This window comes from Mesorhizobium sp. M0030 (assembly GCF_040323695.1).
In the GTDB taxonomy this organism is placed as follows: domain Bacteria; phylum Pseudomonadota; class Alphaproteobacteria; order Rhizobiales; family Rhizobiaceae; genus Mesorhizobium.
This window is the reverse complement of sequence record NZ_JAMYVE010000010.1, coordinates 19,159-43,726: the sequence shown is the minus strand read 5'-3', so window position 1 is coordinate 43,726 and position 24,568 is coordinate 19,159. Positions and strand designations below refer to the sequence as shown.

Annotated in this window: 21 protein-coding genes, 1 tRNA gene and 1 pseudogene; 12 read left to right on the top strand and 11 right to left on the bottom strand. The window is 63.1% G+C overall.

Annotated elements, in window-relative coordinates:
• Positions 1 to 29: 29 nt before the first annotated feature.
• The 3 genes from sufC to NKJ80_RS20010 all read right to left on the bottom strand — a co-directional run bounded on the left by sufC (position 30) and on the right by NKJ80_RS20010 (position 3,679).
• A complete protein-coding gene (gene sufC, locus NKJ80_RS20020) occupies positions 30 to 785 on the bottom strand; it encodes a Fe-S cluster assembly ATPase SufC (RefSeq protein ID WP_023711504.1) in 756 nt (251 codons plus the stop codon).
• 27 nt (positions 786 to 812) lie between these two features.
• Positions 813 to 2,330: a Fe-S cluster assembly protein SufB gene (gene sufB / locus NKJ80_RS20015; RefSeq protein WP_023706434.1), complete on the bottom strand. Its 1,518-nt coding sequence runs from the start codon at positions 2,328 to 2,330 to the stop codon at positions 813 to 815.
• Positions 2,331 to 2,515: 185 nt separating this feature from the next.
• Entirely contained in the window at positions 2,516 to 3,679 is a 1,164-nt protein-coding gene (locus NKJ80_RS20010) for a cysteine desulfurase family protein (RefSeq protein ID WP_352498174.1), read from the bottom strand.
• 255 nt (positions 3,680 to 3,934) lie between these two features.
• Here NKJ80_RS20010 and NKJ80_RS20005 point away from each other — a divergent pair, with 255 nt between their 5' ends.
• A complete protein-coding gene (locus NKJ80_RS20005) occupies positions 3,935 to 4,609 on the top strand; it encodes an alpha/beta hydrolase (protein ID WP_023669128.1) in 675 nt (224 codons plus the stop codon).
• 212 nt (positions 4,610 to 4,821) lie between these two features.
• Entirely contained in the window at positions 4,822 to 5,469 is a 648-nt protein-coding gene (locus tag NKJ80_RS20000; protein WP_023700865.1) for an FMN-binding negative transcriptional regulator, read from the top strand.
• Between the two features lie 30 nt (positions 5,470 to 5,499).
• Here the strand turns inward: NKJ80_RS20000 and NKJ80_RS19995 are convergent, their stop codons facing one another.
• The 4 genes from NKJ80_RS19995 to NKJ80_RS19980 are packed head-to-tail and all read right to left on the bottom strand — an operon-like array spanning position 5,500 to position 9,178.
• Positions 5,500 to 6,405, bottom strand: a complete 906-nt coding sequence (locus NKJ80_RS19995) for a phosphatase PAP2 family protein (RefSeq protein WP_023826176.1) — start codon at positions 6,403 to 6,405, stop codon at positions 5,500 to 5,502.
• A gap of 30 nt (positions 6,406 to 6,435) precedes the next feature.
• The gene (locus NKJ80_RS19990) at positions 6,436 to 8,079 is read right to left on the bottom strand and encodes an ArnT family glycosyltransferase (RefSeq protein ID WP_023819423.1); all 1,644 of its coding nucleotides are present in this window, start codon (positions 8,077 to 8,079) and stop codon (positions 6,436 to 6,438) included.
• Positions 8,080 to 8,118: 39 nt separating this feature from the next.
• Positions 8,119 to 8,451 carry a lipid-A-disaccharide synthase N-terminal domain-containing protein gene (locus NKJ80_RS19985; RefSeq protein ID WP_023669132.1) on the bottom strand — a complete coding sequence of 111 codons (333 nt, stop codon included), beginning with the start codon at positions 8,449 to 8,451 and terminating at the stop codon, positions 8,119 to 8,121.
• Entirely contained in the window at positions 8,444 to 9,178 is a 735-nt protein-coding gene (locus tag NKJ80_RS19980) for a glycosyltransferase family 2 protein (RefSeq protein ID WP_023694104.1), read from the bottom strand. The genes NKJ80_RS19985 and NKJ80_RS19980 overlap by 8 nt, the downstream gene beginning before the upstream one ends.
• A 254-nt stretch (positions 9,179 to 9,432) precedes the next feature.
• Here NKJ80_RS19980 and tyrS point away from each other — a divergent pair, with 254 nt between their 5' ends.
• Complete coding sequence (gene tyrS / locus NKJ80_RS19975; RefSeq protein WP_023669134.1) at positions 9,433 to 10,686, top strand: tyrosine--tRNA ligase; 1,254 nt, start codon at positions 9,433 to 9,435, stop codon at positions 10,684 to 10,686.
• Positions 10,687 to 10,703: 17 nt separating this feature from the next.
• On the opposite strand, the gene NKJ80_RS19970 is transcribed toward tyrS, so the two are convergent.
• Entirely contained in the window at positions 10,704 to 14,090 is a 3,387-nt protein-coding gene (locus tag NKJ80_RS19970; protein ID WP_352498173.1) for a YhdP family protein, read from the bottom strand.
• Between the two features lie 184 nt (positions 14,091 to 14,274).
• On the opposite strand from NKJ80_RS19970, the gene NKJ80_RS19965 reads away from it, so the two are divergent.
• The 3 genes and pseudogenes from NKJ80_RS19965 to NKJ80_RS19955 all read left to right on the top strand — a co-directional run.
• Complete coding sequence (locus NKJ80_RS19965; RefSeq protein ID WP_023706427.1) at positions 14,275 to 14,742, top strand: peroxiredoxin; 468 nt, start codon at positions 14,275 to 14,277, stop codon at positions 14,740 to 14,742.
• 165 nt (positions 14,743 to 14,907) lie between these two features.
• Positions 14,908 to 16,191, top strand: coding sequence for a M23 family metallopeptidase (locus tag NKJ80_RS19960; protein ID WP_023690221.1), 1,284 nt, complete (start codon positions 14,908 to 14,910; stop codon positions 16,189 to 16,191).
• A 93-nt stretch (positions 16,192 to 16,284) separates the two neighbouring features.
• Positions 16,285 to 16,542: pseudogene (locus NKJ80_RS19955) on the top strand (ABC transporter permease); the annotation flags it as partial.
• A gap of 47 nt (positions 16,543 to 16,589) precedes the next feature.
• Here the strand turns inward: NKJ80_RS19955 and NKJ80_RS19950 are convergent.
• Positions 16,590 to 17,771, bottom strand: a complete 1,182-nt coding sequence (locus NKJ80_RS19950; RefSeq protein WP_023748552.1) for a M24 family metallopeptidase — start codon at positions 17,769 to 17,771, stop codon at positions 16,590 to 16,592.
• 212 nt (positions 17,772 to 17,983) lie between these two features.
• Between NKJ80_RS19950 and NKJ80_RS19945 the strand changes: the two genes are divergently transcribed.
• From NKJ80_RS19945 to NKJ80_RS19925, 5 genes are all read left to right on the top strand, one after another.
• On the top strand, positions 17,984 to 19,150 hold the full coding sequence (locus NKJ80_RS19945; protein ID WP_023694099.1) for an ROK family transcriptional regulator: 1,167 nt from the start codon (positions 17,984 to 17,986) through the stop codon (positions 19,148 to 19,150).
• Positions 19,147 to 19,911 carry an ATP-binding cassette domain-containing protein gene (locus NKJ80_RS19940; RefSeq protein ID WP_352498172.1) on the top strand — a complete coding sequence of 255 codons (765 nt, stop codon included), beginning with the start codon at positions 19,147 to 19,149 and terminating at the stop codon, positions 19,909 to 19,911. The genes NKJ80_RS19945 and NKJ80_RS19940 overlap by 4 nt, the downstream gene beginning before the upstream one ends.
• Before the next feature lie 41 nt (positions 19,912 to 19,952).
• Positions 19,953 to 20,993 (top strand): sugar ABC transporter substrate-binding protein, encoded by a 1,041-nt coding sequence (locus NKJ80_RS19935; RefSeq protein ID WP_352498171.1) that lies wholly within the window; start codon positions 19,953 to 19,955, stop codon positions 20,991 to 20,993.
• Positions 20,994 to 21,153: 160 nt separating this feature from the next.
• Positions 21,154 to 22,149: an ABC transporter permease gene (locus NKJ80_RS19930; protein WP_023690226.1), complete on the top strand. Its 996-nt coding sequence runs from the start codon at positions 21,154 to 21,156 to the stop codon at positions 22,147 to 22,149.
• Between the two features lie 13 nt (positions 22,150 to 22,162).
• Positions 22,163 to 22,933, top strand: a complete 771-nt coding sequence (locus tag NKJ80_RS19925; RefSeq protein ID WP_023806457.1) for an SDR family oxidoreductase — start codon at positions 22,163 to 22,165, stop codon at positions 22,931 to 22,933.
• Here NKJ80_RS19925 and NKJ80_RS19920 read toward each other — a convergent pair whose 3' ends face one another.
• Positions 22,934 to 23,755, bottom strand: a complete 822-nt coding sequence (locus tag NKJ80_RS19920; protein WP_156941057.1) for a M15 family metallopeptidase — start codon at positions 23,753 to 23,755, stop codon at positions 22,934 to 22,936.
• 57 nt (positions 23,756 to 23,812) lie between these two features.
• On the opposite strand from NKJ80_RS19920, the gene NKJ80_RS19915 reads away from it, so the two are divergent.
• Entirely contained in the window at positions 23,813 to 24,391 is a 579-nt protein-coding gene (locus NKJ80_RS19915; RefSeq protein WP_245260457.1) for a hypothetical protein, read from the top strand.
• Positions 24,392 to 24,466: 75 nt separating this feature from the next.
• On the opposite strand, the gene NKJ80_RS19910 is transcribed toward NKJ80_RS19915, so the two are convergent.
• Positions 24,467 to 24,542 (bottom strand) — tRNA-Val (locus NKJ80_RS19910).
• Between the last annotated feature and the right edge of the window lie 26 nt (positions 24,543 to 24,568).

Genomic DNA, 24,568 nt, shown 5'->3' with positions numbered 1-24,568 from the left:
CTTTCAGCATAAAATGGCCTTCTGGCGTCTCACGCGGCTTCGCCGATCACGCCGGCATAGCCATTGGCTTCGAGATCGAGCGCCAGCGACTTGTCGCCGGACTTGATCACCTGGCCCTTGTATAGGACGTGCACGCTATCGGGCACGATGTGCTCGAGCAGGCGCTGGTAGTGGGTGATGACGATGATGGCACGGTCGGCCGAACGCAGCGCGTTGACGCCGTCCGAGACGATCTTCAGCGCATCGATGTCGAGGCCGGAATCGGTCTCGTCGAGCACGCAGAGCTTTGGCTCCAGCAGCTTCATCTGCAGGATCTCGGCCCGCTTCTTCTCGCCGCCGGAAAAGCCGACATTGAGCGGCCGCTTGAGCATCGCCATCTCCATCGAGAGCGAGGCTGCCGCCTCTTTCACCCGCTTCAAAAATTCCGGGATCTTCAGCGGCTCCTCGCCGCGCGCCTTGCGCTGCTCGTTCATCGCCACTTTCAGGAATTCCATGGTCGCGACGCCAGGTATCTCCATCGGATACTGGAAGGCGAGGAAGATGCCCGCGGTGGCGCGCTCGGCCGGATCCATTTCGAGGATCGACTGGCCGTTATAGAGGATGTCGCCTTCGGTGACCTCATAGTCCTCACGGCCGGCGAGGATGTAGGACAGCGTCGATTTGCCCGAGCCGTTCGGACCCATGATGGCAGCGACCTCGCCGTTTTTCACCGTCAGGTTCAGGCCGCGGATGATCTCGGTGCCGTCATCGACGATGCGGGCATGCAGGTTCTTGATCTCAAGCATTTTTTCTTTCCTGGATATATTGTCCGGTCAGCCGACCGAGCCCTCGAGGCTGATGCCGATAAGCTTCTGCGCTTCGACCGCGAACTCCATCGGCAGCTGCTGGATGACATCCTTGACGAAGCCGTTGACGATCAGCGCGATCGCCTCCTCTTCCGGGATGCCGCGCTGCATGACGTAGAACTTCTGGTCCTCGGAAATCTTTGACGTCGTCGCCTCATGCTCGAACTGCGCCGTCGAGTTCTTGGCTTCCATGTAGGGCACGGTGTGCGCGCCGCACTGGTCGCCGATCAGGAGACTATCGCAATTGGTGAAGTTGCGGGCGTTGGTCGCCTTGCGGTGCGCCGAGACCTGGCCGCGATAGGTGTTCTGCGAGAAGCCGGCGGCAATGCCCTTGGAGATGATGCGGCTCGACGTGTTCTTGCCGAGATGGATCATCTTGGTGCCGCTATCGACCTGCTGGTAGCCGTTCGACACAGCGATCGAATAGAACTCGCCGGAGGAATCGTCGCCGCGCAGGATGCAGCTGGGATATTTCCAGGTGATCGCCGAACCGGTCTCGACCTGCGTCCACGAGATCTTCGAACGGTGGCCGCGGCAGTCGCCGCGCTTGGTGACGAAATTGTAGATGCCGCCCTTGCCCTCGGCATCGCCGGGGTACCAGTTCTGCACCGTCGAATATTTGATCTCGGCATCGTCGAGCGCCACCAGTTCGACGACGGCGGCATGCAGCTGGTTCTCGTCGCGCTGCGGCGCCGTGCAGCCTTCGAGATAGGAGACGTAAGCCCCCTCCTCGGCGATGATCAGCGTGCGCTCGAACTGGCCGGTGTTCTTCTCGTTCATGCGGAAATAGGTCGACAGCTCCATCGGGCAGCGGACGCCCTTGGGCACGAAGACGAACGAGCCGTCGGTGAAGACAGCCGAATTCAGCGTGGCGTAGAAATTGTCGGATGTCGGCACGACCGAGCCGAGATATTTCTGCACCAGCTCCGGATGCTCGCGGATGGCTTCCGAGATCGAGCAGAAGATGACGCCGGCCTGCGCCAGTTCCTTCTTGAACGTGGTGACGACGGAAACGGAATCAAACACCGCGTCGACGGCGACACGGCCCGATTTGTAGACGTTGTCGCTGGGCTCCTCGAGATCGGAGACGTCGGTTTTCTGCACGCCGGCGAGGATTTCTTGTTCCCGCAGCGGAATGCCGAGCTTCTCGTAGACCTTCAACAGCTCGGGATCGACGTCGCTCAGCGAGGTCGGGCCGGGCGTGCTCTTGGGCGCCGCGTAGTAATAGAGGTCCTGAAAGTCGATCTTCGGATAATGGACGCGCGCCCAGGTCGGCTCTTCCAGGGTCAACCAGCGCCGATAGGCTTCCAGACGCCATTCCAGCATCCAGGACGGTTCATCCTTCTTGGCCGAGATGAAGCGAATAATGTCTTCGCTCAGGCCCTTGGGGGCCTTGTCCATCGCGATCTCTGTCTGGAATCCGTATTTGTACTGGTCGACGTCGATCTTTCGGACCCGATCGATCGTGTCCTGCACAGCAGGCATAAGCGTTCTCCATCCACGCCGGGGTCAAGGCCCGACAGTTTTCAAACTATGGCATCGCCGAGGGCTGCCCATGAGGCGCCGAAGGCGGCGTAAGTTTCATATAGTGCGTCTCGGCCGGGAATTCACCCGGCCAGTTGCAAACGCACGGCTCTACCAGGCCGCGAGGCCTGAATTCTTTGTAGCCTTCAGGCGGCTTGTTCCCTGCCCGCCCGGCGCTGGGCGATTTCGGCCAGCGCTGTACGAAACAGTTCGATGTCCCCGGCGCTCGTTGCGCGACCGATGGACACGCGCAAAGCCCCGAGGCTGTCACCATGACCCATGGCCATCAGCACATGGCTCGGCCCGACCTTGCCCGACGAACAGGCCGATCCCGCCGACAGCGCAACGCCAGCCAGATCGAAAGCGATCTGCGCCGTCTCGGCCTTGATGCCGGGAATAGCGAAGAATGTCGTATTGGCAAGCCTTGGCGCGCCGGTTCCGAAGATTTCTGCGTCCGGCACCAGCGTTTTGAGTGTTTTCTCGACCTCGCCGCGGCGTTGCGCGATCGCTTCGACGTCTTTCAGTCCGGCCAAAGCCTGCCGCGCCGCAGCGCCAAAGCCGGCGATGGCCGCCAAGTTTTCGGTGCCGCCGCGATGGCCCCTTTCCTGGCCGCCGCCATTGATCAGCGGCTTCGGCATCATCAGATCGGCTGCCGCAACGATGGCACCGACGCCCTTGGGGCCGCCGATCTTGTGCGAAGACAGAATCAAATAGTCGGCGTAAGCCGCTGACATGTCGATGGGAACGCGGCCCGCAGCCTGCACCGCGTCGACCACCAGAATGCCGCCCGCCGCCTTGACGATTGCAGCGATTGCCTCGATCGGCTGGATGACGCCGGTCTCGTTGTTGGCGGCATGGATCGCGACCAACGGCAGGCCTTCGGCCTTGTCATGCGCGGCCAGAGCGGCTGTCAGCTGAGCGAGGTCGGCAATGCCATCGGCGTCGACGCCGATCCGCGAAACCTGTGTTGCCGGGAAGCGGCCGCCGTTCAACAGGCAAGGGTGGTCGGCCTCGCAGACATAGAGCCGGCTCATGCGCACCGTGACACGGCCCATCCGCCAATCCGGCGTCAGCAGCGTTGATGCGGCTTCCGTCGCGCCCGAGGTGAAGACAACATGCTCGGCCTTGGCGCCGACAAGTGCTGCCACATCGCCCCGGGCAGTGTCGATCAGGCGCCGCGCCGCGCGCCCCTCGGCATGCACCGACGACGGATTGGCGACGAGATCGAGCGCGGCAATCATCGCCTCGCGCGCCTCGGCAATGAGCGGCGCGCTGGCATTGTAGTCGAGATAGGCGCGTGCTGCGGCCATTTTCACCCAATCGATCCCGTCAAGACCCTTTCCGCAAGGATAGCGCGTTATTTCCTTGAAATTGCAAGGCAAGACGTCCTATTTACGCGGCTTGCGGCGAGGATGGCCGGGCCGTCACGGCTGGCTATCCAGTTTTGAACAATTCTAAACTAGCTTCTAAGAAGACGCTTGCCCTGCGTCAAGGCCCGGAAGGGCTGGGGCTGGAGTAAGAATTGTTCCGGGCGCCGCGCATTCGTATGCCATTTGGAGTATTTCATGCCTGAGGTCATTTTCACCGGTCCGGCCGGCCGCCTGGAGGGCCGCTACCAGCCTTCCAAGGAGAAGAGCGCGCCGATTGCCATCGTGTTGCATCCGCATCCGCAATTCGGCGGCACGATGAACAACAAGATCGTCTATGACCTCTTCTACATGTTCCAGAAGCGCGATTTCACCACGCTTCGCTTCAACTTCCGCGGCATCGGCCGCAGCCAGGGCGAATTCGACCACGGCACCGGCGAATTGTCGGATGCCGCCGCAGCGCTCGACTGGGTGCAGTCGCTGCATCCGGATTCCAAGAGCTGCTGGGTGGCCGGTTATTCCTTCGGCTCCTGGATCGGCATGCAGCTTCTGATGCGCCGGCCCGAGATCGAGGGTTTCATCTCGATCGCGCCGCAGCCCAACACCTATGATTTCTCGTTCCTGGCGCCCTGCCCGTCATCGGGTCTGATCATCCATGGCGATGCCGACAAGGTGGCGCCGCCCAAGGATGTGCAGGGCCTGGTCGACAAGCTGCACACGCAAAAGGGCATCACCATCACGCAGAAGACCTTGCCCGGCGCCAACCACTTCTTCGCCAACGACGCCGATCTGCTGCTCGAGGAATGCGCCGACTATCTCGACCGGCGGCTGGCCGGCGAATTGTCCGATCCGCGGCCGAAGCGGCTGCGCTAAGAGCAATTCCGGAAAAGTGTAAACGGGTTTTCCGTCCGGAATTGCGTCAAAACGAAAACGCCCGGTCAGATGCCGTGCACAGTCGTGCCCATGACGGGCGCGACAATGCCATTTCGGCTGATCCAAACGGTGAAGCCCGCCTGACATGTGGCGCGGCTCGGCTGAACGGTGCACAATGCCGGTTCAGCCAGCGCAAGAAGGCATGACCGATCATGTACCAGCCTCCCCATTTCCAGGAAACGCGGCCGGACGTCCTGCACGGGCTGATCCGGACGCATCCGCTGGGGTTGCTGATCTCCAACGGCACCGATGGCCCGGTCGCCAATGCCATTCCTTTCCTGCTTGATGCAGAGGTTGGGCCGAATGGCCGGCTGCGCGCCCATCTGGCCAGGGCCAACCCGCAATGGCGTCAGCTGGCCGACAATCCGACATCGCCGGTGCTGGTCGTCTTCCAGGGCGCCGACGCCTATGTGACGCCGTCCTGGTACGAGACCAAGCGCGAGACCGGCAAGGTCGTGCCGACCTGGAACTACGCCATTGTCCAGGTGCGAGGAACCGTCAGAGTGATCGAGGATTCCGCCTGGATCGCACAGCAGATCACCGAGCTGACGCTGTCGCAGGAAGGCGCCCGCGAGGCACCCTGGGCGGTGACCGATGCGCCGCCGACCTTCATCCAGTCGCAAATCAAGGGCATTGTCGGGCTTGAGATCGAGATCGCCGAAATCAGCGGCAAGTGGAAAGTCAGCCAGAACCGGCCTGTCGCCGACCGCGTCGGTGTCGCCGAAGGGCTGGAGAAGGACGCCGCCGGCGCGCCTGACATGGCTCGGCTGGTGCGGAGCTGGGGTGGCATCGACAGCTAGCTGGGGTGGTCTTAGATGGTTCCAAAGGCGTCAGCAATTCAGTTGCTTGCCGGCGCTGCTCCAATGCGGAAATTCGTCTTGTCTCGGCGCATCGTTTTGGTTTGGTTTGCGAGCCCGACGGAATAGGCGGAACGTAGTTTTTGCCACCGGCAACCCCGACGCCGTGTAGCGGAAGATACATCCCAGCCGGCCAAGCACCATCGCGCAGACGATGGCAACAGCACAGCCAAGGCCGAATCCGGCGACAGTGTCGCTCGGGTAGTGCGCGCCGATAAAGATCCGGGTCGATGCGACCGACAAGGTTGCTGCCAGCAGCACCCATCTGCGCTGGGGCAACAACAGCAGTGCAATGCCGAAAATGACGCCCATGGTCGTGGCATGGCCGGACGGGAAGCTGGCAAAGCGCGCCTCCAAGGAAAAAGGATGCAGCGACAGATCGCCGAGCTTGTCGAAATTCATCGGCCTGGCTCTGCCCACGCCATATTTCAGCACGTTGACGACCATGGCCGAGAGTGCGATCGAACCCAGCACCATGAAAGCAAAGCAGGTCCAGTTGTAGAAGGTCATCCGCGCGCGCCGGGAAAGGCTGCGCCAATCCGTCAGATTCGCGGCAATCAGCACCAATACCGACGGGACAAGATACCAGCCGCCTAGGCCGAAGAAGGTAAAAAACTCGGCGATGCGGAAGACATTGGTCGAGCCTGAAGCCCACTCCCTCGCCATGGTCCCTGCAAGATGGTCGAAACGGAGCGACACCGCGATCGTCAGCAAAAGCCAGGCCACAACCCAGACCGACCACAGGATTTTCGGGTAGCGCGCCGGGCGCGTCGCCAGGCGATGCCGTACAATCCCGAAAGTATCGCGGAAATTAGCGACAGACTGCCGGAGCATGGCAGGCAAAGCGGCACGCGCCGGCGATGGCGACTTCATCAACATGCGGAGCTCGGCGCGATCATTGAAGAGCTATCAGTTCGCCACACGGTACAGGCCGAGCGACAATTTATCACCTGACGAATAGTTGATGCCGTCGATCTCGGCGACGCGGCTGGCCTTCTTGCCTTGCCCTGCCAGCAGGTCATCCAGCCGTTTTTCATCGCCGACCGGCGCCAGGCCCAGCGCGCAGGCCGGATCGCCAAGCAGATGTTGCGCAACCCCGTCGACATCGGTCAGTACCGTCTTTGTGCCCACCAGAAATACCAGGCTCGGTTCGTGATATTGCGCGGAGGCGAGCACGCTCATCTCACAGGGACGATCGGCGCGAACCGCAGCCTCGATTTCCCGGCTCATCCAAATCGGTTTCAGTGACGGCACGATGACACCGAACAGCAGGGCGTAGGTTATACCGGCGCAAACCGCAGCCCCGCCGATGCGGACCAGCGGCACCAGCGTCTGGCGCGAAACAGCGAGGTAGCCGGCGCCCAATGCTGCCGCGGCGGCCGGAACGCTCCACCATAAAAATGTCTTCATGAGATAGATCGGCGCACCGACGCAAAGCACGGCGAGACCGACTGTCACCAGAACGGTGCCGAATGCGGTCGCCCACCACAGCCATGTCTGCCAGCGCCTGAGCGGCGCATTTGCCTCTTGCGGCGTCAGCGTCAAAAGCCAGCCGATGAGCAGGGCCATGCCGGGATAGGCCGGCAGCACATAATGCGGCAGTTTCGTCGGGATCAATTCGAAGACGAGCCAGAACGGAACGTACCAGGCGAGGCAGAAACGCAGGCGCGGATCGTCGCGCAATCGGTTGAGCGCCTGCAGTCCGGCGCCGAGCGCCACAAGGCCGAACGGCCACATGAACAGGCAATAGGTCAGCACGTAGAAGCCCGGCGGAACGCCGTGCGACTCCTCGCCTTGCGCGACCTTGCCGAGCATATCCTTGCCGACGGCCTGCTGCAGGAAGGCGCCGTTGCTCTTCCAGGTGATGAGGGCGAGCCAAGGCAGCACGATCAACAGCACCAGAATCAGCCCACGCCCGGCTTTCAGCCTCGCCAGCCAGCGCCAGTCGCGCTCGAAAGCAACCAGCGTGAGCACCGTCAGCGCCGACAGCAGCGGTGCAATCGGCCCCTTGATGAGGATAGCCGCGCCCTGCGCAGCCCAGAAAATCCACGGCAGATGGCCGGCGACAGGCTCGTTGCGGCGCGATGCCAGATAAATCTGCGCCAGCGCGCCTTGCGCCAGAACGCAGCAGGCAAGCAGCATCGCGTCGGTCTTGGCGTCACGGCCTTCGAAGGCGGTGGCGAAAATCGCCGCCATGACCAGGCCGGCGGCAAGACCGGCATTGGCGCCGAACAGATTGGCCCCGGTCCAGGCGATTGCGACGACGGCGATGGCGATGCCCAGCGCCGAGATCAGCCGGTAAATCCAGATCGGCGCCTGTGCCCCCTCGCCGCTCAGCGTCACCGCCGCCGATTGCAGCCAGTAGATGCCGATCGGCTTTTGGTAGCGCGACGCGTCCTGGAAGCGGATGTCGACATAGTCGCCGGTCTCCGTCATCTGCTTGGTCGCCTGGACGAAGCGCGGCTCGTCGCGGTCGAGCGGCGGCAAAGAGGCCAGTCCCGACGCCGTCATCATCAGGCTGAACAGGAAGAGAAAGATGTAGTTCCTGCTCATTTCGACACCGGACAGACTGGATTTGGCGGGACTGGTGGCTCAGTCGACCTTGGTCATCGCCGCCTTGCGCTCATTGGCGATGAGCCATAAATTTCTGACATAGATCACCATGCCCATGGCCTGGCCGGCGATGAACACCGGATCCTCACGCTGGATGGCGTAGACCAGCAGCAGCCCGCCGCCGAACAGCGAGAAGAACCAGAAAGCGATCGGCACGACGCTGCGCTTGGCCTTTTCCGAAGCGATCCACTGCACCAGGAAGCGCATGGTGAAGAAGAACTGGGCAACGAAGCCGAGCAGAACCCAGGCGTCGAACTGCTTGACGAAAACCTGGTGCAGCCAGGTCGCCAATTCCTGAAACACGTTAGCCATGCGTGATTTCCTCTACCTTTGGCATTCTGCGGCGCCGGCGCCGAAGCCACCAGACGCCGGCGAGATCGAGCGCGCCCTGCAGGCCGCGATCGAAGATGCCGTAATTCGACTTGCCGTGGCGGCGGGAGCGGTCGACGACGTCGCAATGGACGACGCGGTAGCCTTCCTGGATGACAAGCGCCGGAACGAAACGATGCGTACCGTCGAAAAACGGCAGTTTGCGCAAGATATCGGTGTGGATCGCCTTTAAGCCGCAGCCAGTGTCGCGGGTGTCGTCATGCAGGATCGCGCCGCGCAGCCAGTTGGCGAAACGCGATGCCAATTGCTTGATCTTGCTGTCGCGGCGCTTCAACCGCTGCCCCTGCGCGGCGCCGAAATCGGGCCCTGCCCGACGCAGCGCATCGACCAGCACGGGGATATATTGCGGGTCGTTCTGGCCGTCGCCGTCGATGGTGGCGATTATCGAGCCGCGCGCCGCCCAGGCGCCCGAGCGCACCGAAAGCGACTGGCCGGCGGATTTTTCGTGCCGAAGCTGCCGAAGCGGAAACGGACGTGTGGCGGCTTCAGCGGCAAGCACCGAAGCGGTGTCGTCAGTCGAACCGTCATTGACAACGATGATTTCGAAGTCGCGCCCGGTCATCGCGGCCTCGATCTCGTCGATCAGCAGCGGCAGGTTCGCCGCCTCGTTGCGGCAGGGAATGACGATGGATATCAATGCGTCCGGCATATCGCGTCGGGCTCTGTCACAAGATATGGCATTCGGTGGATGCCGTGCGGTGCCGTTCCAGCGGATCGAACCCGTTGGCGCGGCGCCTCATTACGCCAGCCGACAGGATGAAGCAAGCATGCGCGGCAGTGCAGAATAGGCTGTCCATGCCGGCGCAAAATCGGAAACCACTTTTGCTTGACGCGCTTGGATGCTAAACGCCCGCGTTCAGGCCATGCCGGGCCGTTCGGACCCGGCGCTTTCAGGAAGAAACAATGCCCGCCTTCAAGTCCGATTTCCTGCGCGTCATGAGCGAGCGCGGCTTCATCCACCAGATTTCGGATGAGACCGGGCTGGATCAACTTTTCGCGAAGGAAACCGTGACCGCCTATGTCGGCTACGACGCCACGGCGACCAGCCTGCACATCGGCAATCTGATATCGGCGACCATGCTCTACTGGATGCAGGAGACCGGCCACCGGCCGATCGCACTGATGGGCGGCGGCACCTCGATGATCGGCGACCCGTCCTTCCGCGACGACCAGCGCAGCCTTTTGACGCCCGAGGCGATCGCCACCAACATCGAGGGCATCAAGCGAATTTTTGGCCGCATCCTGCGCTTCGGCGACACTGGCAATGACGCCATCATGGTCAACAATGCCGACTGGCTGATGAAGCTCAACTATGTCGAGTTCCTGCGCGATGTCGGCCGCCACTTTTCGGTCAACCGGATGCTGACCTTCGACAGCGTCAGGCTGCGGCTCGAGCGCGAACAGTCGCTGTCCTTCCTCGAATTCAACTACATGATCCTGCAAGGCTATGATTTCGTCGAGCTCAGCCGCCGCCACGACTGCCGGCTGCAGATGGGCGGTTCGGACCAGTGGGGCAACATCATCAACGGCGTCGATCTCGGCCACCGCATGGGCACGCCGCAGCTTTATGCGCTGACCACGCCGCTGCTGACGACATCGTCGGGCGCCAAGATGGGCAAATCGGCCAAGGGCGCGGTGTGGCTGAACGGCGACCTCTTCTCGCCCTATGATTTCTGGCAATACTGGCGCAACACCGAGGATGCCGACGTCGAGCGCTTCCTGAAGATCTTCACCCGGCTGCCGCTTTCGGAGATCGCGCGGTTGGCCGCCCTTGGCGGCTCGGAGATCAACGAGGCCAAGAAGGTGCTGGCCACAGAAACCACGGCCATCGTGCACGGCCGCGAGGCGGCGCTCGCGGCCGAGGAAACCGCGCGCAAGACGTTCGAGGAAGGCGTGACGGCCGAAACCCTGCCGAGCGTCGAGGTGGATGGCGCAGCGCTGGAAGCTGGCATCGGCATCCTGTCGCTGCTGGTCACCGCGGGCCTTGCCGGGTCGAACGGCGAGGCGCGCCGGCATATCCAGGGCGGCGCCGTGCGCCTCAACGACCAGCCGGTGGCGGACGACCGGCGGATGGTGACGCCTCAGGATTTGAGTCCGGAAAACGTCGCAAAGCTTTCAGTGGGCAAGAAAAAGCACGTGCTTGTGCGGCCTGCCTGAGCCGTCTTCTGGGATCCTCAGCGATACTCGAAGATCGACCGGAAAATGCCCGGCGCGATTACCGATAGCGGGTTGATGTCCAGCACCGGCTTGTTGGCGTTGCCCTTAAGCCGGTAGGTGACGCCGATCAGGCCTCGGTCGCGGCCGTTGCCGAGCAGAACGCCGACCAACGGCAACTCGCCGAAGATGCGGTTGAGGCCATAGGCCGGCATGAAGGTTCCGGTCATGTCCATATTGTTGTTCTGGTCGTAGAGCGTGCCTTGGAAGGTGGTGCCGATGCGCGGGCCGCGCAGCACGCCATTCGCCAATTTCAAATAGCCCGACCCCTTGTCGATCTCGGTAAAGCCGCGCTCGAACTTTACCCGCGAAGTGTCGATCTTGCCCTTGACCGCTTCGTTCAGGCTGCGGCTGTCGCCGGCTGGCGTAGTCGATACGATGGACGCAAGCTTCGGTTCATTGACGATGAAGAAGTTGCTCGAATCGACCTGTCCCCGCATCGGGCCGTCGGCTGCGCCGCTGAGCGCCAGCGTGATCGATCCGCCTTCCATATGCTCGTAGATGTTGAGGAAGCGCAATATGGCGCCTGCGTCGGCCGACTTCATGGTGAGCGCGCGAGCACCATTGCCTGCCGTATTGCTGATGGTGATGGCGGCGCCGGAACTTGCCGCGGCGCTGACCTTGAGCCTGTTCACCCTGGAGCCGGCGGCACTGTAGTCGAGCTTCAAATTGGACAGGACCTCGTCATGGAACCCGCTTAGCGAATTGACGTCGGCGCTAACCGAAACCGCGTCCGTGCCGGTGGTTTTGGTGGCGGTATCGACATCGGAGGTGAACTGCTTGATCAGCGAGCGGGCATCGAGCGCGTTGCCGCTGACATCGACTGCGAAGCCCTTGCCCGACCGCTTCACCGTCACGGCGACATCGTCGCCCCGGTTCAAGGCGACTTTGCTGAAGCGGGCCGAAGACAGCGCGCCCTTGACCAGGACGACATCGCCTTCGACCGAAAAGCTCTTTCCGTCGAGGTCGAAGTCAGACAGCGTCGTGGTATCGCCGGACTTGCTCATTGTAAAAGTGGCATTGGCGGCAATGCCCGGCCCCTTGCTCCAGCCTGCCCAGGGAATGTCCAGCCTGGCGCTCGTCAGGTCAACGTCGACGTTCTGGCTGCCGCCTTCGCCGCTCTTGTCGATTGTCACCTTGATGGTGCCGGAAATCAGCGGCGACAGGCCAGGCATGGCGATGGCGCGCGTCTTGTCGTCGAGCACAAGCGCCACCTTGCGGCTGCGCGGCGGCCCGCCATCCCTGAGCGGCTCAACCAGATCGAGCTCGGCTGGAATGCCGTTCAGCCGCGCCTTGGCAGAGATCACCGCCTTGCCGGGCCCGACTTCGATCGAGCCGTCGGCATCGGTCACCATCTGGCCTTCGAACGGCTTGGCGAGCGACAGGTCCTTGTAGTCGAGCGATACCAGCCAATCGAGCTTCGACGTGTCGACGCCGGATTGCAACGGAATGTCGGCCTTGACGTGGCCGGTCACCGTGCCCGACAGGTCGTCCGGCAAGATGCCGACATGGCGCATGGCGTTGATCGGTTCGTAGGAGGCAAGTTCGGCGATGGCCGGCGCCTCGCCGGCGACGTCGATGTCGAGCGCGCCGATCACCGGCGGGTGGTTTGCCGCCTTTACCGACAGTGTGCCATTGCTTGCCGCCACGGTGCGGCCGCTCGGCATATAGACGCTGCCCGACGACAGCGCGACGTCGACATCGTTGCCGTGGAAGGAAACGACGCCGACGGCATCGCGTATCGGCGGGATGCGGCCGGCGGTGTCGAAACGCGAGCCCTCGACCTGGAAGCGGCCGAACACCTCGTCGGCCGAAAGCGGCACGCCGTTGCCGAGACGCCCCGGCACGACCTGGAACTGCAGGCTGGCATCGACGACGCGGCCGCCAAACAGGTTCTGCAGCACCCACAGCCGCGCGTTCTTGGCCGAGAACCAGGGCCACAATTGCTTGACGTGCGAGACCGCCATGTCGTGGACGTTGAGCGACACCGAGATACCCGGCGGTCCGTTGTCGATGAAGGAAACCGCAGCGGTTCCCAGCACTTCGCTCCCCGATCCCGACCTGATGCCGATCTGGTCGGCGACAAGCTTGCGGCTCTTGATCTGATAGACGCCGGCGATGCGGGCGAAGAAATTCAGCGCCGGCTCGGGCGATTCCGAAGGCGCCAGCGTCGAGCCGTCGCTGGTCAGGTCGTAACGATAGGAAGGCTCCTCGCCGGCCGCGCCGGTCGACGGCTTTGGCCCGATCGAGCCGGCGAAATTGAACGCCGAGCGCCCGGTCTTTAGAACCAGCCTGCCGACATCGATCTTGTTGGAGCCGGAGACAAGGGCGGCGTCGACATCGACATCGGCCGGCAACAGCCCGCGTGTGCCGAGGTCGAGCACCGAGCCGGTTAGCGACAGCGAGCCCGTCAGCCGCGAATCGGTCTCGCCCGAGCCTTCGGATCCCGTGAGCTTCAAAGCCATCGCGCCGGTTCGCCCGCCGGCCGCCGGCGTTGTCTCCGCGACATCCGCCATGTCGATGGCGGCGTTCAAGGCGGTAACGCGCATCGAGCTCGTATCGCGGGTGGCGGTGGCCGTGACGGTGAGCGCGCGGCCATCGACATCCGCCTCGGACGAGAACTCCATGCTGCCGGGGCCTGACTGCAGCACCGTGGCGTTGGCGATCGTGACCAGCTTGACCGATCCGGCCTCGGGCAGCTCGAACGCGACATTTTTGAGATCGATGCGGCGCATCGAATCCTCGCGCACGGCATCGAGTGCACGATTGACGTCACTGAAGACGACGGCGGCCAGTTTTTCCGGATCGATGAGACCGTCTTGATTGCGCAGGCGCGCTATCCAGTCACCACCCGACGGCATTGCCGCGGTGACGATATGGGCGTCGGAAATCCTGGCGCTGGTCAGCCGAACCTCGCCCGAAAGCAGCGGGACCAGCCGGATGCCGAAGCGGACGCGCCCGGCATCGGCCATCGGCTTGCCGTCGGCCGTCTCGACGCTGACATCCTTGACCTGCAGCGCAATGAAGCTCGATCCGTCAAGTGTCAGGCTGGCAGGACCGACGGCGACTTTGACGTCGAAACCGGCCAGTTTCTCGATCGCCGTTTCGGCTTCCAACCGCAGCCGTTCGCTGCCGATGCCGGTGGCGCCGATGACGTAGACGGCGGCCGCCGCCAGCAGCACAAGGGCTCCAATGCCGGCAAACAGCCGGGCAAGGATGCGAAAGCCGCGGCCGATCCGTGCCTTGCCGAGCGGCGGCACGCGGCAAGCGGACGGGAAAGCCCCCAGGTCGGTGATCTCGTCACGCCTGAACCGGATTTTCTCGTGCTGCGGTTCTTCCTGATCCACGCAATTTTCCGTTGTGCGAATTCGATCGTGGACGAATCCCCGCCCGACACTATAACGACGCAGGCTAGAGCATGATGCCGAAAAGTGTGAGGCGGTTTTCTCGGACAAACGGTTTCCGTTTGTCCAGACATCATGCTCTATCTCTTTGATTTAGGGCCGCGTAACCTCAAACAAGGGCATCGATATGGCTGATCTCGACGTTGGCGACGTTGCGCCGCAATTCGATCTTCCGCGCGACGGCGGCGGCTCGATCAGCCTTGCCTCGATGCGGGGGAAGCCCGTTGTACTTTATTTCTATCCGCAGGACGACACCACAAGTTGTACCAATGAGGCGATCAGCTTTTCGCAGCTGAAGCCGGAGTTCGAAAAGGCCGGCGCCGTGGTGATCGGCCTGTCGCCGGACAGCGTGAAGAAGCACGACAAGTTCAAAACCAAATACGATCTCACCGTCGACCTGGTTGCCGACGAGGAGCGCAAGGTGATCGAGGCTTACAATCTGTGGGTCGAAAAGACGATGTATGGCCGCAACTATATGGGCGTCGAGCGGGCGACGTTCCTGATCGGCAAGGACGGGCGGATCGCCGGGATCTGGCGCAAGGTCCGGGTGAAAGGCCATGCCGAAGCAGTGCTGGAGGCGGTCCGCGCGCTCTGAGGCGCCACCGATCTGGCCAACGCCGCGCAGTGCATTAGGGGCATAAGACATATATGCGGTTGGCTGACACCGTTGGTCACTAGCGCGCCCGCGAACGGCAAAACTTTGTTAACCCTAATAATGTGTAATCGGGCTTCGTTGGTGTCGTAACGAAAGCTTGGTCCCGTGAACCTAACCGGTCAGTCAGCGGTCTTCGGCAGGCGCAAGGAGCCGCATACGGTCATCATTGCGCGGGGCAATGAAATACGACATTTCACCATCCGGCCGTGGCTCGTCGCCTTTCTCGGCTCGGCACTGGCGGCGATCGCCATCGGCTATCTCTTGGCGACCTCCTATCTCGTGCTGCGCGACGATCTGATCGGCGCCACCACGGCCCGGCAGGCGCGCATGCAGCAGGCCTATGAGGATCGCATCTCGGCGCTTCGCGCGCAGGTCGACCGCATCACCAGCCGCCAGCTTCTCGACCAGAAACTGATGGAGACCAAGGTCAGCGAATTGATCGAGCGGCAGAGCCAGCTCAGCCAGCGCCATGGCCGCCTCGGCCCGATTCTCGAGCGGGCCGAAAACGAGGTCGGGACGCCGCCAACCGCTGATGCCGCAGCGACAACAAAACCCGACGAACATGCCGAACTGACTGGCGGCGAGCCACTCGCCTATTCGGTCGCCAGCCTTGGTTCGGGCGACACCAGGCCATTCTCGCTGTGGTCGACACGTTCCGATCCGCTGCCCAGCGAAACGGCTGCGGACCGTGCCGACAAATTGTTCGTCTCGATCAATGATTCACTGAAGGCTATCGAAAGCCAGCAACTCACCCGCATCGAAACCCTGGCCGACAACGCCTACAAGAACGCCGATGCCATCACCCAGGCGCTGGAAGCGGCCGGTCTGCCGGTCGACAGTGATTTCGGCAAAAACGAAAGCGATGTCGGCGGACCGCTGATCCCGCTTGACAGCTCGATGATGTTCGACAGCAAGGTCAAGGAACTGGACGAGGCGCTGGATACGCTCGACCAGTTGAAGAAAGAGGCGCGGCGGCTGCCGCTCGCCAACCCGGCGCCGGGCCACTCCGTCACCAGCCCGTTCGGCGTGCGCACTGACCCCATCCTCGGCACCGCTGCCCTGCACTCGGGCATGGATTTCCGCGCGCCGGTCGGCATGGCAGCCAAGGTCACGGCGGCCGGAATCGTTACCAAGGCCGGCTGGAACGGCGGCTATGGCCGCATGGTCGAGGTCGATCACGGCAACGGCTTTGCCACGCGCTACGGCCATCTGAGCGAGATCGACGTTGCCGTCGGCCAAAAACTCGCAGCCGGCGACATCATTGGCAAAACCGGCAGCAGCGGCCGTTCGACCGGCCCGCACCTGCACTACGAAGTCCGCCACAATGGCGAGGCCATCGACCCGCTGCGCTTCCTGACCGTCGGCAAGAAGGTCGAGCAGTATCTGTAGGGTCAAGCCAGGCGGCTGGTTGCACGCCCCCGCCTCCTTCACCCGTTGTACCATCCTGTTGTTTGGCAATCCGACATCGCGTGCTCCGGCGTCACGTTCTGGAGCCTGCGGCTGCCGCGCGCTTTGCCGATGCTGTTCTCATCGCTGAGGATTGCCTCGGCCACCGCCGTGATCGGCGCCATTGTCGGCGAATGGATCGGCTCCGACCAAGGACTTGGCGCGCTGATCGTCCAGGCGTCCTTCAACTACCAGTCGGACCGCCTCTACGCGGCGATCGTGCTGTCATCGGGCCTGTCGATCGTCCTGTTTTGTCTTGTGGTGCTGATCGAGCGCCGGACGATCCAATATTGAGCAGATGCGTCAGGCGGGTCGCGGTGGCGTCCGTCGTGGCTGACCGGTCAGGATTTGACATGGATGTCTCGCGGGAATTTGGTCAGCGTCTCATGGCCGGTCTCGGTCACCAGAATGGTCTCGCTGATCTCGATGCCCCAGCCATCCATCCACATGCCAAGAATGGAGTGCAGGACGTTGCCGGGTTGCAGCGCGGTCTTGTCGCCGGGCCGCAGGCTGATCGTGTGCTCGCCCCAATCCGGGGGATAAGCGACGCCGATGGAGTAGCCGATGCGCGATTCCTTCTTCAGCCCGTAGCGCTGGATAACCTTGCGCCATGCGGCCTCGACCGCTTCGGCTGTGGTCCCGGGCCTGACCGCGTCGAGCACCGCATCCATGCCTTCGATCACCGCCTTTGCGGTGTCGGCGACACGGGCCGGCGTCTTGCCGAGCTGCATCGTTCGGGCGAGGCCTGCGGCATAGCGGCGGCAGACGCCGGCAAGTTCGAGCGCAATCGTCTCGTCCTTTCCGAACCGCCGGTCACTCCACATGATGTGCGGAGCCGATGCATTCTCGCCGCCGAGGATGGTCGGCGGCAGTGCCGTGATGTCGCCGGCGAAGTCCGGGCTGCCGGCGATCTGCGCCGCCTGGATCGCGGCAATCGCATCGCATTCGCGCACACCTGGCGCGATGACTTCGAAAGCCCGCGCAACAGCTGCTTCAGCCAAGGTCGACGCCTTGCGCAGGTAGGCAATTTCCGGAGCGGATTTCACGGCGCGGATCCAGTTCACCAGGAGATCGGCGTCGTGCCATTTCGCATTGGGCAGGCCAGCGACCAGCCGGGCATGCGCCTTCGGCGAGAAATAATAAGCTTCGAGCTCGATGCCGATATGTCTCGCGCCCCAGCCCTTGGCGACGATGCAGGCCGCTATCCAGTCCATCGGATGGCGATCGGCGCGCTGCACGTGGTCCTCGGGGAAGCCGACCACATTCTCCGGCTTCATCCAGGCCGTCAGCAAGCCGCCTGCCGCATCCATGGCGCGGCCGATCCAGACCGGCTCGGCCTCGTTTTCGATCGGGACAAGCACGACCTGCGGCGTGTAGAACGACCAGCCGTCATAGCCGGTGATGTAATGCTGGTTGGCGACATCGTTGACGACCAGCAGTTCCAGCCCACGCGCCGCCATCTCGGCGCGGATCTTCTTGAGCCGCCGCTGGTACTCATCGCGCGCAAAAGGCAATTCGATCATCGGTTTTCCTGCTGGATCACTGGTCGGGCGAGCCCCGCGCCCGCCTGACGTCATTCACCATTGCGGTGGTTTCAGCCCGGCTGCAATCGGCCAGCGCGGCGCATGGGACAGGTCCTGCACCGCGTCTGGGAACCATTCCGAATTATTTTTGAATTCCATTTGACTGAATAAATTGCCTGTGCAAGTCTTAGCCTTCCTAAAGGGCGCGGGACATGGCACTGCGGGGAACCAATCAGGAGTTCGGGCGGCCTTACAACCGGCGCATCGTGCTGGAGTCCATCCGCCTTCACGGTCCCATAGCTCGCGGCGACATTGCCGGCCGCGTTGGCCTCACCGTCCAGACCGTATCGACCATCGTTCGCGAACTCGAAGAGCATGGCTATGTGCTGTCGCTGCGCGAAGAGCCGCGCGGACGCGGGTTGCCGCCGGCGACGCTCAGGATCAACCCCGAGGGCGGCTATGCCGTCGGCGTCCACCTCACCCCGCTGGGGATCGACGCGGCGCTCATCAATCTCAGCGGCGATGTCATCGAGAGCATGCATCGCGAGGCGCCGCATGCGACGCCCGACCATGCCTTCGAGCTGATCGGCGCGATGGTGCCCGAGCTGACCGCGCTGCGGCCCGGCGGACGCGTGCTCGGCATCGGCATGGCGCTGCCTGGACCGTTCGGCGTGGAGTCGATGAGCTTCGTCGGCCCGACGACCATGGCCGGCTGGAAGGATGTCGCGCTGCCGGAACGGCTGGCGGCGTCGACCGGGCTGCCGGCCTTCTTCGAAACCGACATGGCGGCGGCGGCCATGGGCGAACGGCTTTACGGTCTCGGCTCCGGTTATTCCGAATACTACTACCTCTATTTCGGCGTCGGCCTCGGCGGCGTCATCGTGCATGACGGCGCGGTGATGCGCGGCGCCTGGGGCAATGCCGGCGAAATCGGACACATCCCTGCCGTTCCCGGTGGCGAGCCTTGCCCATGCGGTAACAGCGGCTGCCTCGAACGGTATCTCTCGCTCGAAGCACGTCGCCGCCGCAACATCAGCGACGCCGCTTGGGTGGCCGAGATCGCGCCGATCTTCCGCAACGCCATCGTCACCATCGAGAATGTGTTCGACCCGGAAACCGTCATCCTCGGCGGGCTTGCGCCCACCGACCTGCTCGAAAAGCTGGTCGGCGCGGCGGGACAGCTTCCCAATTCGGTCTCGGCGCGGCGCGACCGCAAGACACCGCGCGTGACGGTGGCGACCGGCGGCAAGCATTCGGTGCTGCGCGGCGCTGCCGCATTAGCCGTTTCGGGCGTGCTGTCGCCGCGCTTCGGCCAGATGTTCATCGCCGAGCGCGAGCGCCGGTCCGACCTCATGCACAGCAAGGGAGTGGCGGCATGACCGAACCGCTGCTGGTACTCGAAAACGTCACCAAGAATTACGGCGCCATTCATGCGCTGAGAGGCATCAGCTTCTCGATCGGCAAGGGCGAAGTCGTGGCGCTGCTCGGCGACAATGGCGCCGGCAAGTCGACGCTGGTCAAGATCATCGCCGGCGGCCTCGAACCCAGTTCCGGCCGCATGCTGTTCGAGGGCAAGGAATTCCTGGCGAAAACGCCGGCCGAGGCCAAGGCTGCCGGCATCGAGACCGTCTACCAGGACCTGTCGCTCTGCACCAATGTCGACGTCGTCGCCAATTTCTTCATGGGCCGCGAAATCACCCGCAAGGTTCTCGGTGTCCCCATCCTCGACGAGCGCGCCATGGAGGCCGTGGTCGGCAAGGCGCTGGCAAGTGCCGGCACCCGCATCCCGTCGCTGCGCACCAATGTCGAGCATCTCTCGGGCGGCCAACGCCAGGCCATCGAGCTCAACCGCTTCGTGCACTGGGGCGGCAAGCTGGTGCTGCTGGACGAGCCGTTCGCGGCACTCGGCGTCGAGCAGACCAGGCGCGGCCTCGAGATGATCCGCCAGGTGGCCAACCAGGGCATCGGCGTCGTGATCATCACCCACATCATGCAACAGGCCTTCCAGGTCGCCGACCGGATCGTGGTGATCCGGCAAGGCGTCGTGGCCGGCGATGTCGCACGCAACAAAACAAGTCCCGATGCGGTGATCAACATGATCACCGGTGAGACGCTTGCCGGTGCCGGACCGGCAAGTTGAGGGACAAAAGAGGGGTCCGGTATAAAAGAGGAGCGAACGACATGAAGCGAATACTGGTTCTTGTCTTCGGTATCCTGGCACTGGCTCTTGCCTCGCTCACGCCGGCATTGGCCCAGACCAAGGGCATCGTCTATTATATGGTTCCGACCCTGCTCGATGAATTCCAGACCGGCTCGGTGAGCGCGCTGGAGCTGTTCCTCAAGCAGGTCGGCTATGAGGTGAAAACACTCAACGCCGACAACAAGACCGACGCGCAGCAATCGCAGATGAACGACGTCATCGCGCTGAAGCCGGCGGCGATCATCCTGGCCGCCGTCGATTTCAACGCCTTGAAGCCGTCTATCGAAGCCGCCCGCGCGGCCGGCATCCCGGTGGTCGAGTTCGACCGCCAGATCACCTCGACCCCGTCCGACTTCACGTCGGTCGCGGGCACGGTCGAGATCGGCTACGTCGCCGCCGACCAGGCGCAAAAGCTTCTGACCGCCAAGAACGGCTCGGTGAAGGGCAAGATTCTGCAGGTGCTGGGCGATCCCGGCGATCCCTACACGCTCGACATCCAGAAGGGTTTCGAGGAGAAGTTGAAGGCGTTTCCTGACGTCAAGATCATCTCGCTGCCGGCCATGCAATGGGAAGCCAGCAACGCCGGCACGATCGTTGCCGACCAGATGCTCGCCAACCCCGACATCGACCTGATCTTCAGCCATGCCGCGCACCTGTCGGTCGCAGCCGTCGCCTCGCTCGAGGCCGCCGGCAAGAAGCCGGGCGACGTCATGCTGATGAGCTCGAACGGCGCTCCGGTCGGTCTCGACCTGATCCGCAAGGGCTGGCTCAATGTCGAAGTCGAGCAACCGCTCTATGCGCAGGCCGCGGCCGTCGCCATGTTCATGGACAAGATCGCCGGCAAGCAGGAAATCAAGCCTGGCGAGTATGACGTGCTCGGCTTGAAGTCGACCGTGACCAAGGAGAGCTGGGGCCCCAACATCAAGATCCCGGGCGCCGCCATCACCAAGGAAAACGTCGACAATCCGGCCTTCTGGGGCAACCAGAAGCCGCCGACGGACACGATCAAGTCTGTCGAATAGTCGCCTAGCGAAGCGCTCCGGGCCATTGCGGCCCGGAGCCTGCCCATTCACGACGCCGCGACCCAGGACGCCGTGGCGAACCTAAACCCGCGCCTGAACCCGACGAAATCGAGTTGATTTCTCAGCCTGATTTTCTCGGGGGCGCCAACCGGATCAGCCCATGAACCCGCGCAGCCGCAAAGCCCTGGAGTTCGTCCTCGACAACCTCGTCTGGTTCATGCTGATCTTTGTGCTGGTTGTCTTTTCCGTCTTCGTCCCCAACTACTTCCAGCTCGGCATCTTCGCCAACATCATCGAAGCCTCGAGCGTGCTCGGCGTGATGTCGATCGGCCTGTCGCTGGTCATCATTGCCGGCCATATGGACCTGTCGGTGGAATCGGTGGCCGCACTCAGCGCCATGGCGGTCGGCATCCTGTTCTGCTCGTCGGGCATCGGCATGGGCATACAGCTCAATCCGCAATGGCTGATGGTTCCGGTTTCGCTGCTGGTTGCGCTGGCCGTCGGCGGCCTCATCGGCGCCTTCAACGGCTATCTCGTGGTCAAGGTGAAGATGAGCGCCTTTATCATTACGCTGGCGTCCTACATCTGGGTGCGCGGCCTGGTGCTGGTGATTTCCGGCGGCCGCTCGGCACAGGATCTGGCGCCGGCCATCCGCTGGTTCGGCATCCAGCGAATGGCCGGCCTGCCGCTGACCGCCTGGATCGCCGTCGCCTGTTTCGTCCTGTTCTCGCTGATCATGGCCAAGACGCCGTTCGGCCGCCACCTCGTGATGATCGGCGGCAACGAGACCGCGACCTTCCGCGCCGGCATCCGCGTCAACCGCAATCTGATCATCGCCTTCGTACTGGCCGGCGCCATTGCCGGCCTCGCCGGCTGGCTGCTCGCCATCCGCACCTCGGGCGCCACCGCCAATCTCGGCACCGGGCTGCTGTTCAACGCCTTTGCCGCCGTCGTCATCGGCGGCGTCAGCCTGAAAGGCGGTGTCGGCACCTTGCCCGGCGTCTATGCCGGCGTGCTGCTGCTCTCCTCCATCAACACGGCAATCAACCTGATGGGCCTGCCGGCCAATTTCACCCAGGTGATCCATGGCCTGCTGGTGCTCGCCGCCGTGCTGCTCGACGCCTTCAAGCAAACCATTCGCCAAAGACTCGCATGACAGGACAGCTCACATGACCGGACGGCTGCAAGACAAGGTCGCGCTTATCGTCGGCAGCGCGCGCGGCATCGGCAAGGGCATTGCGCTGCGCTTTGCCGAGGAAGGCGCAAGGCTGGTCCTGGCCGACAGCGAGGCCGAAGCCGGCCAGGCGACCGCGGACGAGCTCGGCGCGGATTTCATTCGCACCGACATTTCGCAAATTGCCGACGCAGAAGCCGCGGTTGCGCTGGCGCTGAGCCGCCACGGCCGCCTCGACATCGTCGTGCAGAATGCCGGCATCTATCCCTGGCAGCTCATCGAAAATACCAGCCCGGACGATTGGGACCGGGTGATGGCGGTCAATCTGCGCGGCACGTTCAACGCCACGCTGGCAGCGCTGGCGCCGATGAAGGCGCAGCATTACGGGCGCATGCTCTACACCTCGTCGATCACCGGTCCGCACGTCACCAGCCCCGGCCACGGCCACTATGCCGCCAGCAAGGCCGGCATCAACGGCTTCATCCGCTCGGCGGCGCTGGAATTTTCGGGCTACGGCATCACCGTCAACGGCGTCGAGCCCGGCAACATCCTGACCGAAGCGATCGAGCTGCATCGCGGCGCCGCCTACATCAAGAACATGGAGGATTCGATCCCGCTCGGACGCCTCGGCAGTCCGCGCGACGTCGCCAACGCCTTCCTGTTCCTCGCCTCCGACGATGCCAGCTACATCACCGGCACCACCATCGTCGTCGACGGCGGCCAGTTGCTGCCCGAAGGCAAGGATTTCCGGCTGCTGCCGCCGTGATCAGCCGGATTTCTTGTACAGCAGCAACTCAGGCCGGTACTCGAAGTGCATGGTGTCGTAGTGATACCAGCGCCCGCCCCAGATGAAGCCGTTTTTCTCGAACAATTCCACGATTTCCAGCGGAATCCGGTTCTTGAAGGGAATGTGGGCCTTCGGGTTGGTTTTGTTCCTGTTGTTGTACCAATAGTCGGAGAAGCCGACATTGATATCGAAGGCCGCTCCGAACGAGTGAACGCTCAACCGGTCGGTGCCGGCGATCGGCCGCCAGACAAAGCCGCCGCCGGGCTTGAGCCCGTAACGGCTCAGCTCCGCGGGCATCGCCTCAAGCGCAGCGGAGACCTTGCCCAGCCGGTCGTTGATGCCGAAAATCCTGGTGACCTGCACGGTCTTCTTGCCGAGCTTCGGCAACCATTTGACGTTGGCGATGTGCTTGCCCACCTCGGCGGCACTTGCCCCGTAGAGCTTCTCGAAGAAAGGTTCATTGCGGATACGGCCGGGATCGAAATCCTCCGCCGGGACCAGCGCGCCCTCGGCTGCTCTGGGATAGACGTAGCGAAACATGTCTTCGATGTCGGGGCTCTCAAGCAGCGCGTCGGCGTCGCGCGCCTTGCCGTCGTCCCACATCATCGTGGTGCCGTCGGTCCAGGACAGCACATTGCCCGAGATGGTGAAAAGTCCGGGATAGGCCTTGAGCAAGGCAGCCTTGGCGGCCGGCTGGTCGACGCCGTCGCCCGCATTCCCTGCATAGGCGAAGCGTCCAGTGCCGACGATTGCCAATGCGAACAGCAACCGCAGCATCAGGCGCCCTGGATGATCCATCATTGTCCTGCCTTCCCGGAGGGCTTTCGTTCATCGTGTATTTAACAAGGCTGCTGTACCATGCTGGTCGAATCGAACGGGAGACAAATCGTGTCAAAAACCTTCAATGCTTTGATCCGGATGACGTTTACATTCATCTGCCTGGTCGGCCTGGCCTCGTCCGTCTCTATTCTTTTTCCAGCCACCGCATCCGCCCAGCGGATGCAGCGATGCGCCGACGAAGGCGAAATCTGCCGCCTGCCCTACCCCTCGGAAGTGGTCTACGGCGCGCGCGGGCAGACCACTTCGCGCTTCATCGATCGTCGTGCCGTGCCGTGTACGAATCGCGTCTTTGGCGACCCGGCGCCCGGCCGCGACAAGGCTTGCTATATCGTGAGGCGCGGCGGCGGTGACGACTATGGCGACAACAACGACGATGACAATTACGGTGATGACGACTACGGCCAGGGCGGCGGCAGATGGGTGGCCTGCGCCTCGGAGGGGCGGTTCTGCGAGTTCCGTGGCCGCAAACTGGTGAGATACGGGGCGCGTGGCCAGTACGTCCAGGGCGTATTCAGGAACGGCGTCACATGCAGCGTCGACGCCTTTGGCGAGGATCCCATCCGCCGCGTGAAGAAGAACTGCTACGTCAAGCGATAGGTTGCACTGGGAAAGAAGTGCGGGTGCGGCTCATTGCGGCCGCGCCCGGCATTCGAGATATGGTCGGCCGGGATATGGTGGGCGATGACGGGCTCGAACCGCCGACATCTTCGGTGTAAACGAAGCGCTCTACCAACTGAGCTAATCGCCCGCTCCGGCCGGACCTTTAAGCGGTCG

Coding starts and splice junctions, on each gene's coding strand:
- NKJ80_RS19950 (WP_023748552.1), bottom strand. CDS start 17,771: ATGATCGAATTGCCTTTTGCGCGCGATGAGTACCAGCGGCGGCTCAAG.
- sufB (WP_023706434.1), bottom strand. CDS start 2,330: ATGCCTGCTGTGCAGGACACGATCGATCGGGTCCGAAAGATCGACGTC.
- sufC (WP_023711504.1), bottom strand. CDS start 785: ATGCTTGAGATCAAGAACCTGCATGCCCGCATCGTCGATGACGGCACC.
- NKJ80_RS19985 (WP_023669132.1), bottom strand. CDS start 8,451: ATGGCTAACGTGTTTCAGGAATTGGCGACCTGGCTGCACCAGGTTTTC.
- tyrS (WP_023669134.1), top strand. CDS start 9,433: ATGCCCGCCTTCAAGTCCGATTTCCTGCGCGTCATGAGCGAGCGCGGC.
- NKJ80_RS19940 (WP_352498172.1), top strand. CDS start 19,147: ATGACCGAACCGCTGCTGGTACTCGAAAACGTCACCAAGAATTACGGC.
- NKJ80_RS19990 (WP_023819423.1), bottom strand. CDS start 8,079: ATGAGCAGGAACTACATCTTTCTCTTCCTGTTCAGCCTGATGATGACG.
- NKJ80_RS19935 (WP_352498171.1), top strand. CDS start 19,953: ATGAAGCGAATACTGGTTCTTGTCTTCGGTATCCTGGCACTGGCTCTT.
- NKJ80_RS20010 (WP_352498174.1), bottom strand. CDS start 3,679: ATGGCCGCAGCACGCGCCTATCTCGACTACAATGCCAGCGCGCCGCTC.
- NKJ80_RS19920 (WP_156941057.1), bottom strand. CDS start 23,755: ATGATGGATCATCCAGGGCGCCTGATGCTGCGGTTGCTGTTCGCATTG.
- NKJ80_RS19980 (WP_023694104.1), bottom strand. CDS start 9,178: ATGCCGGACGCATTGATATCCATCGTCATTCCCTGCCGCAACGAGGCG.
- NKJ80_RS19945 (WP_023694099.1), top strand. CDS start 17,984: ATGGCACTGCGGGGAACCAATCAGGAGTTCGGGCGGCCTTACAACCGG.
- NKJ80_RS19995 (WP_023826176.1), bottom strand. CDS start 6,405: ATGTTGATGAAGTCGCCATCGCCGGCGCGTGCCGCTTTGCCTGCCATG.
- NKJ80_RS20000 (WP_023700865.1), top strand. CDS start 4,822: ATGTACCAGCCTCCCCATTTCCAGGAAACGCGGCCGGACGTCCTGCAC.
- NKJ80_RS19930 (WP_023690226.1), top strand. CDS start 21,154: ATGAACCCGCGCAGCCGCAAAGCCCTGGAGTTCGTCCTCGACAACCTC.
- NKJ80_RS19965 (WP_023706427.1), top strand. CDS start 14,275: ATGGCTGATCTCGACGTTGGCGACGTTGCGCCGCAATTCGATCTTCCG.
- NKJ80_RS19915 (WP_245260457.1), top strand. CDS start 23,813: ATGCTGGTCGAATCGAACGGGAGACAAATCGTGTCAAAAACCTTCAAT.
- NKJ80_RS20005 (WP_023669128.1), top strand. CDS start 3,935: ATGCCTGAGGTCATTTTCACCGGTCCGGCCGGCCGCCTGGAGGGCCGC.
- NKJ80_RS19925 (WP_023806457.1), top strand. CDS start 22,163: ATGACCGGACGGCTGCAAGACAAGGTCGCGCTTATCGTCGGCAGCGCG.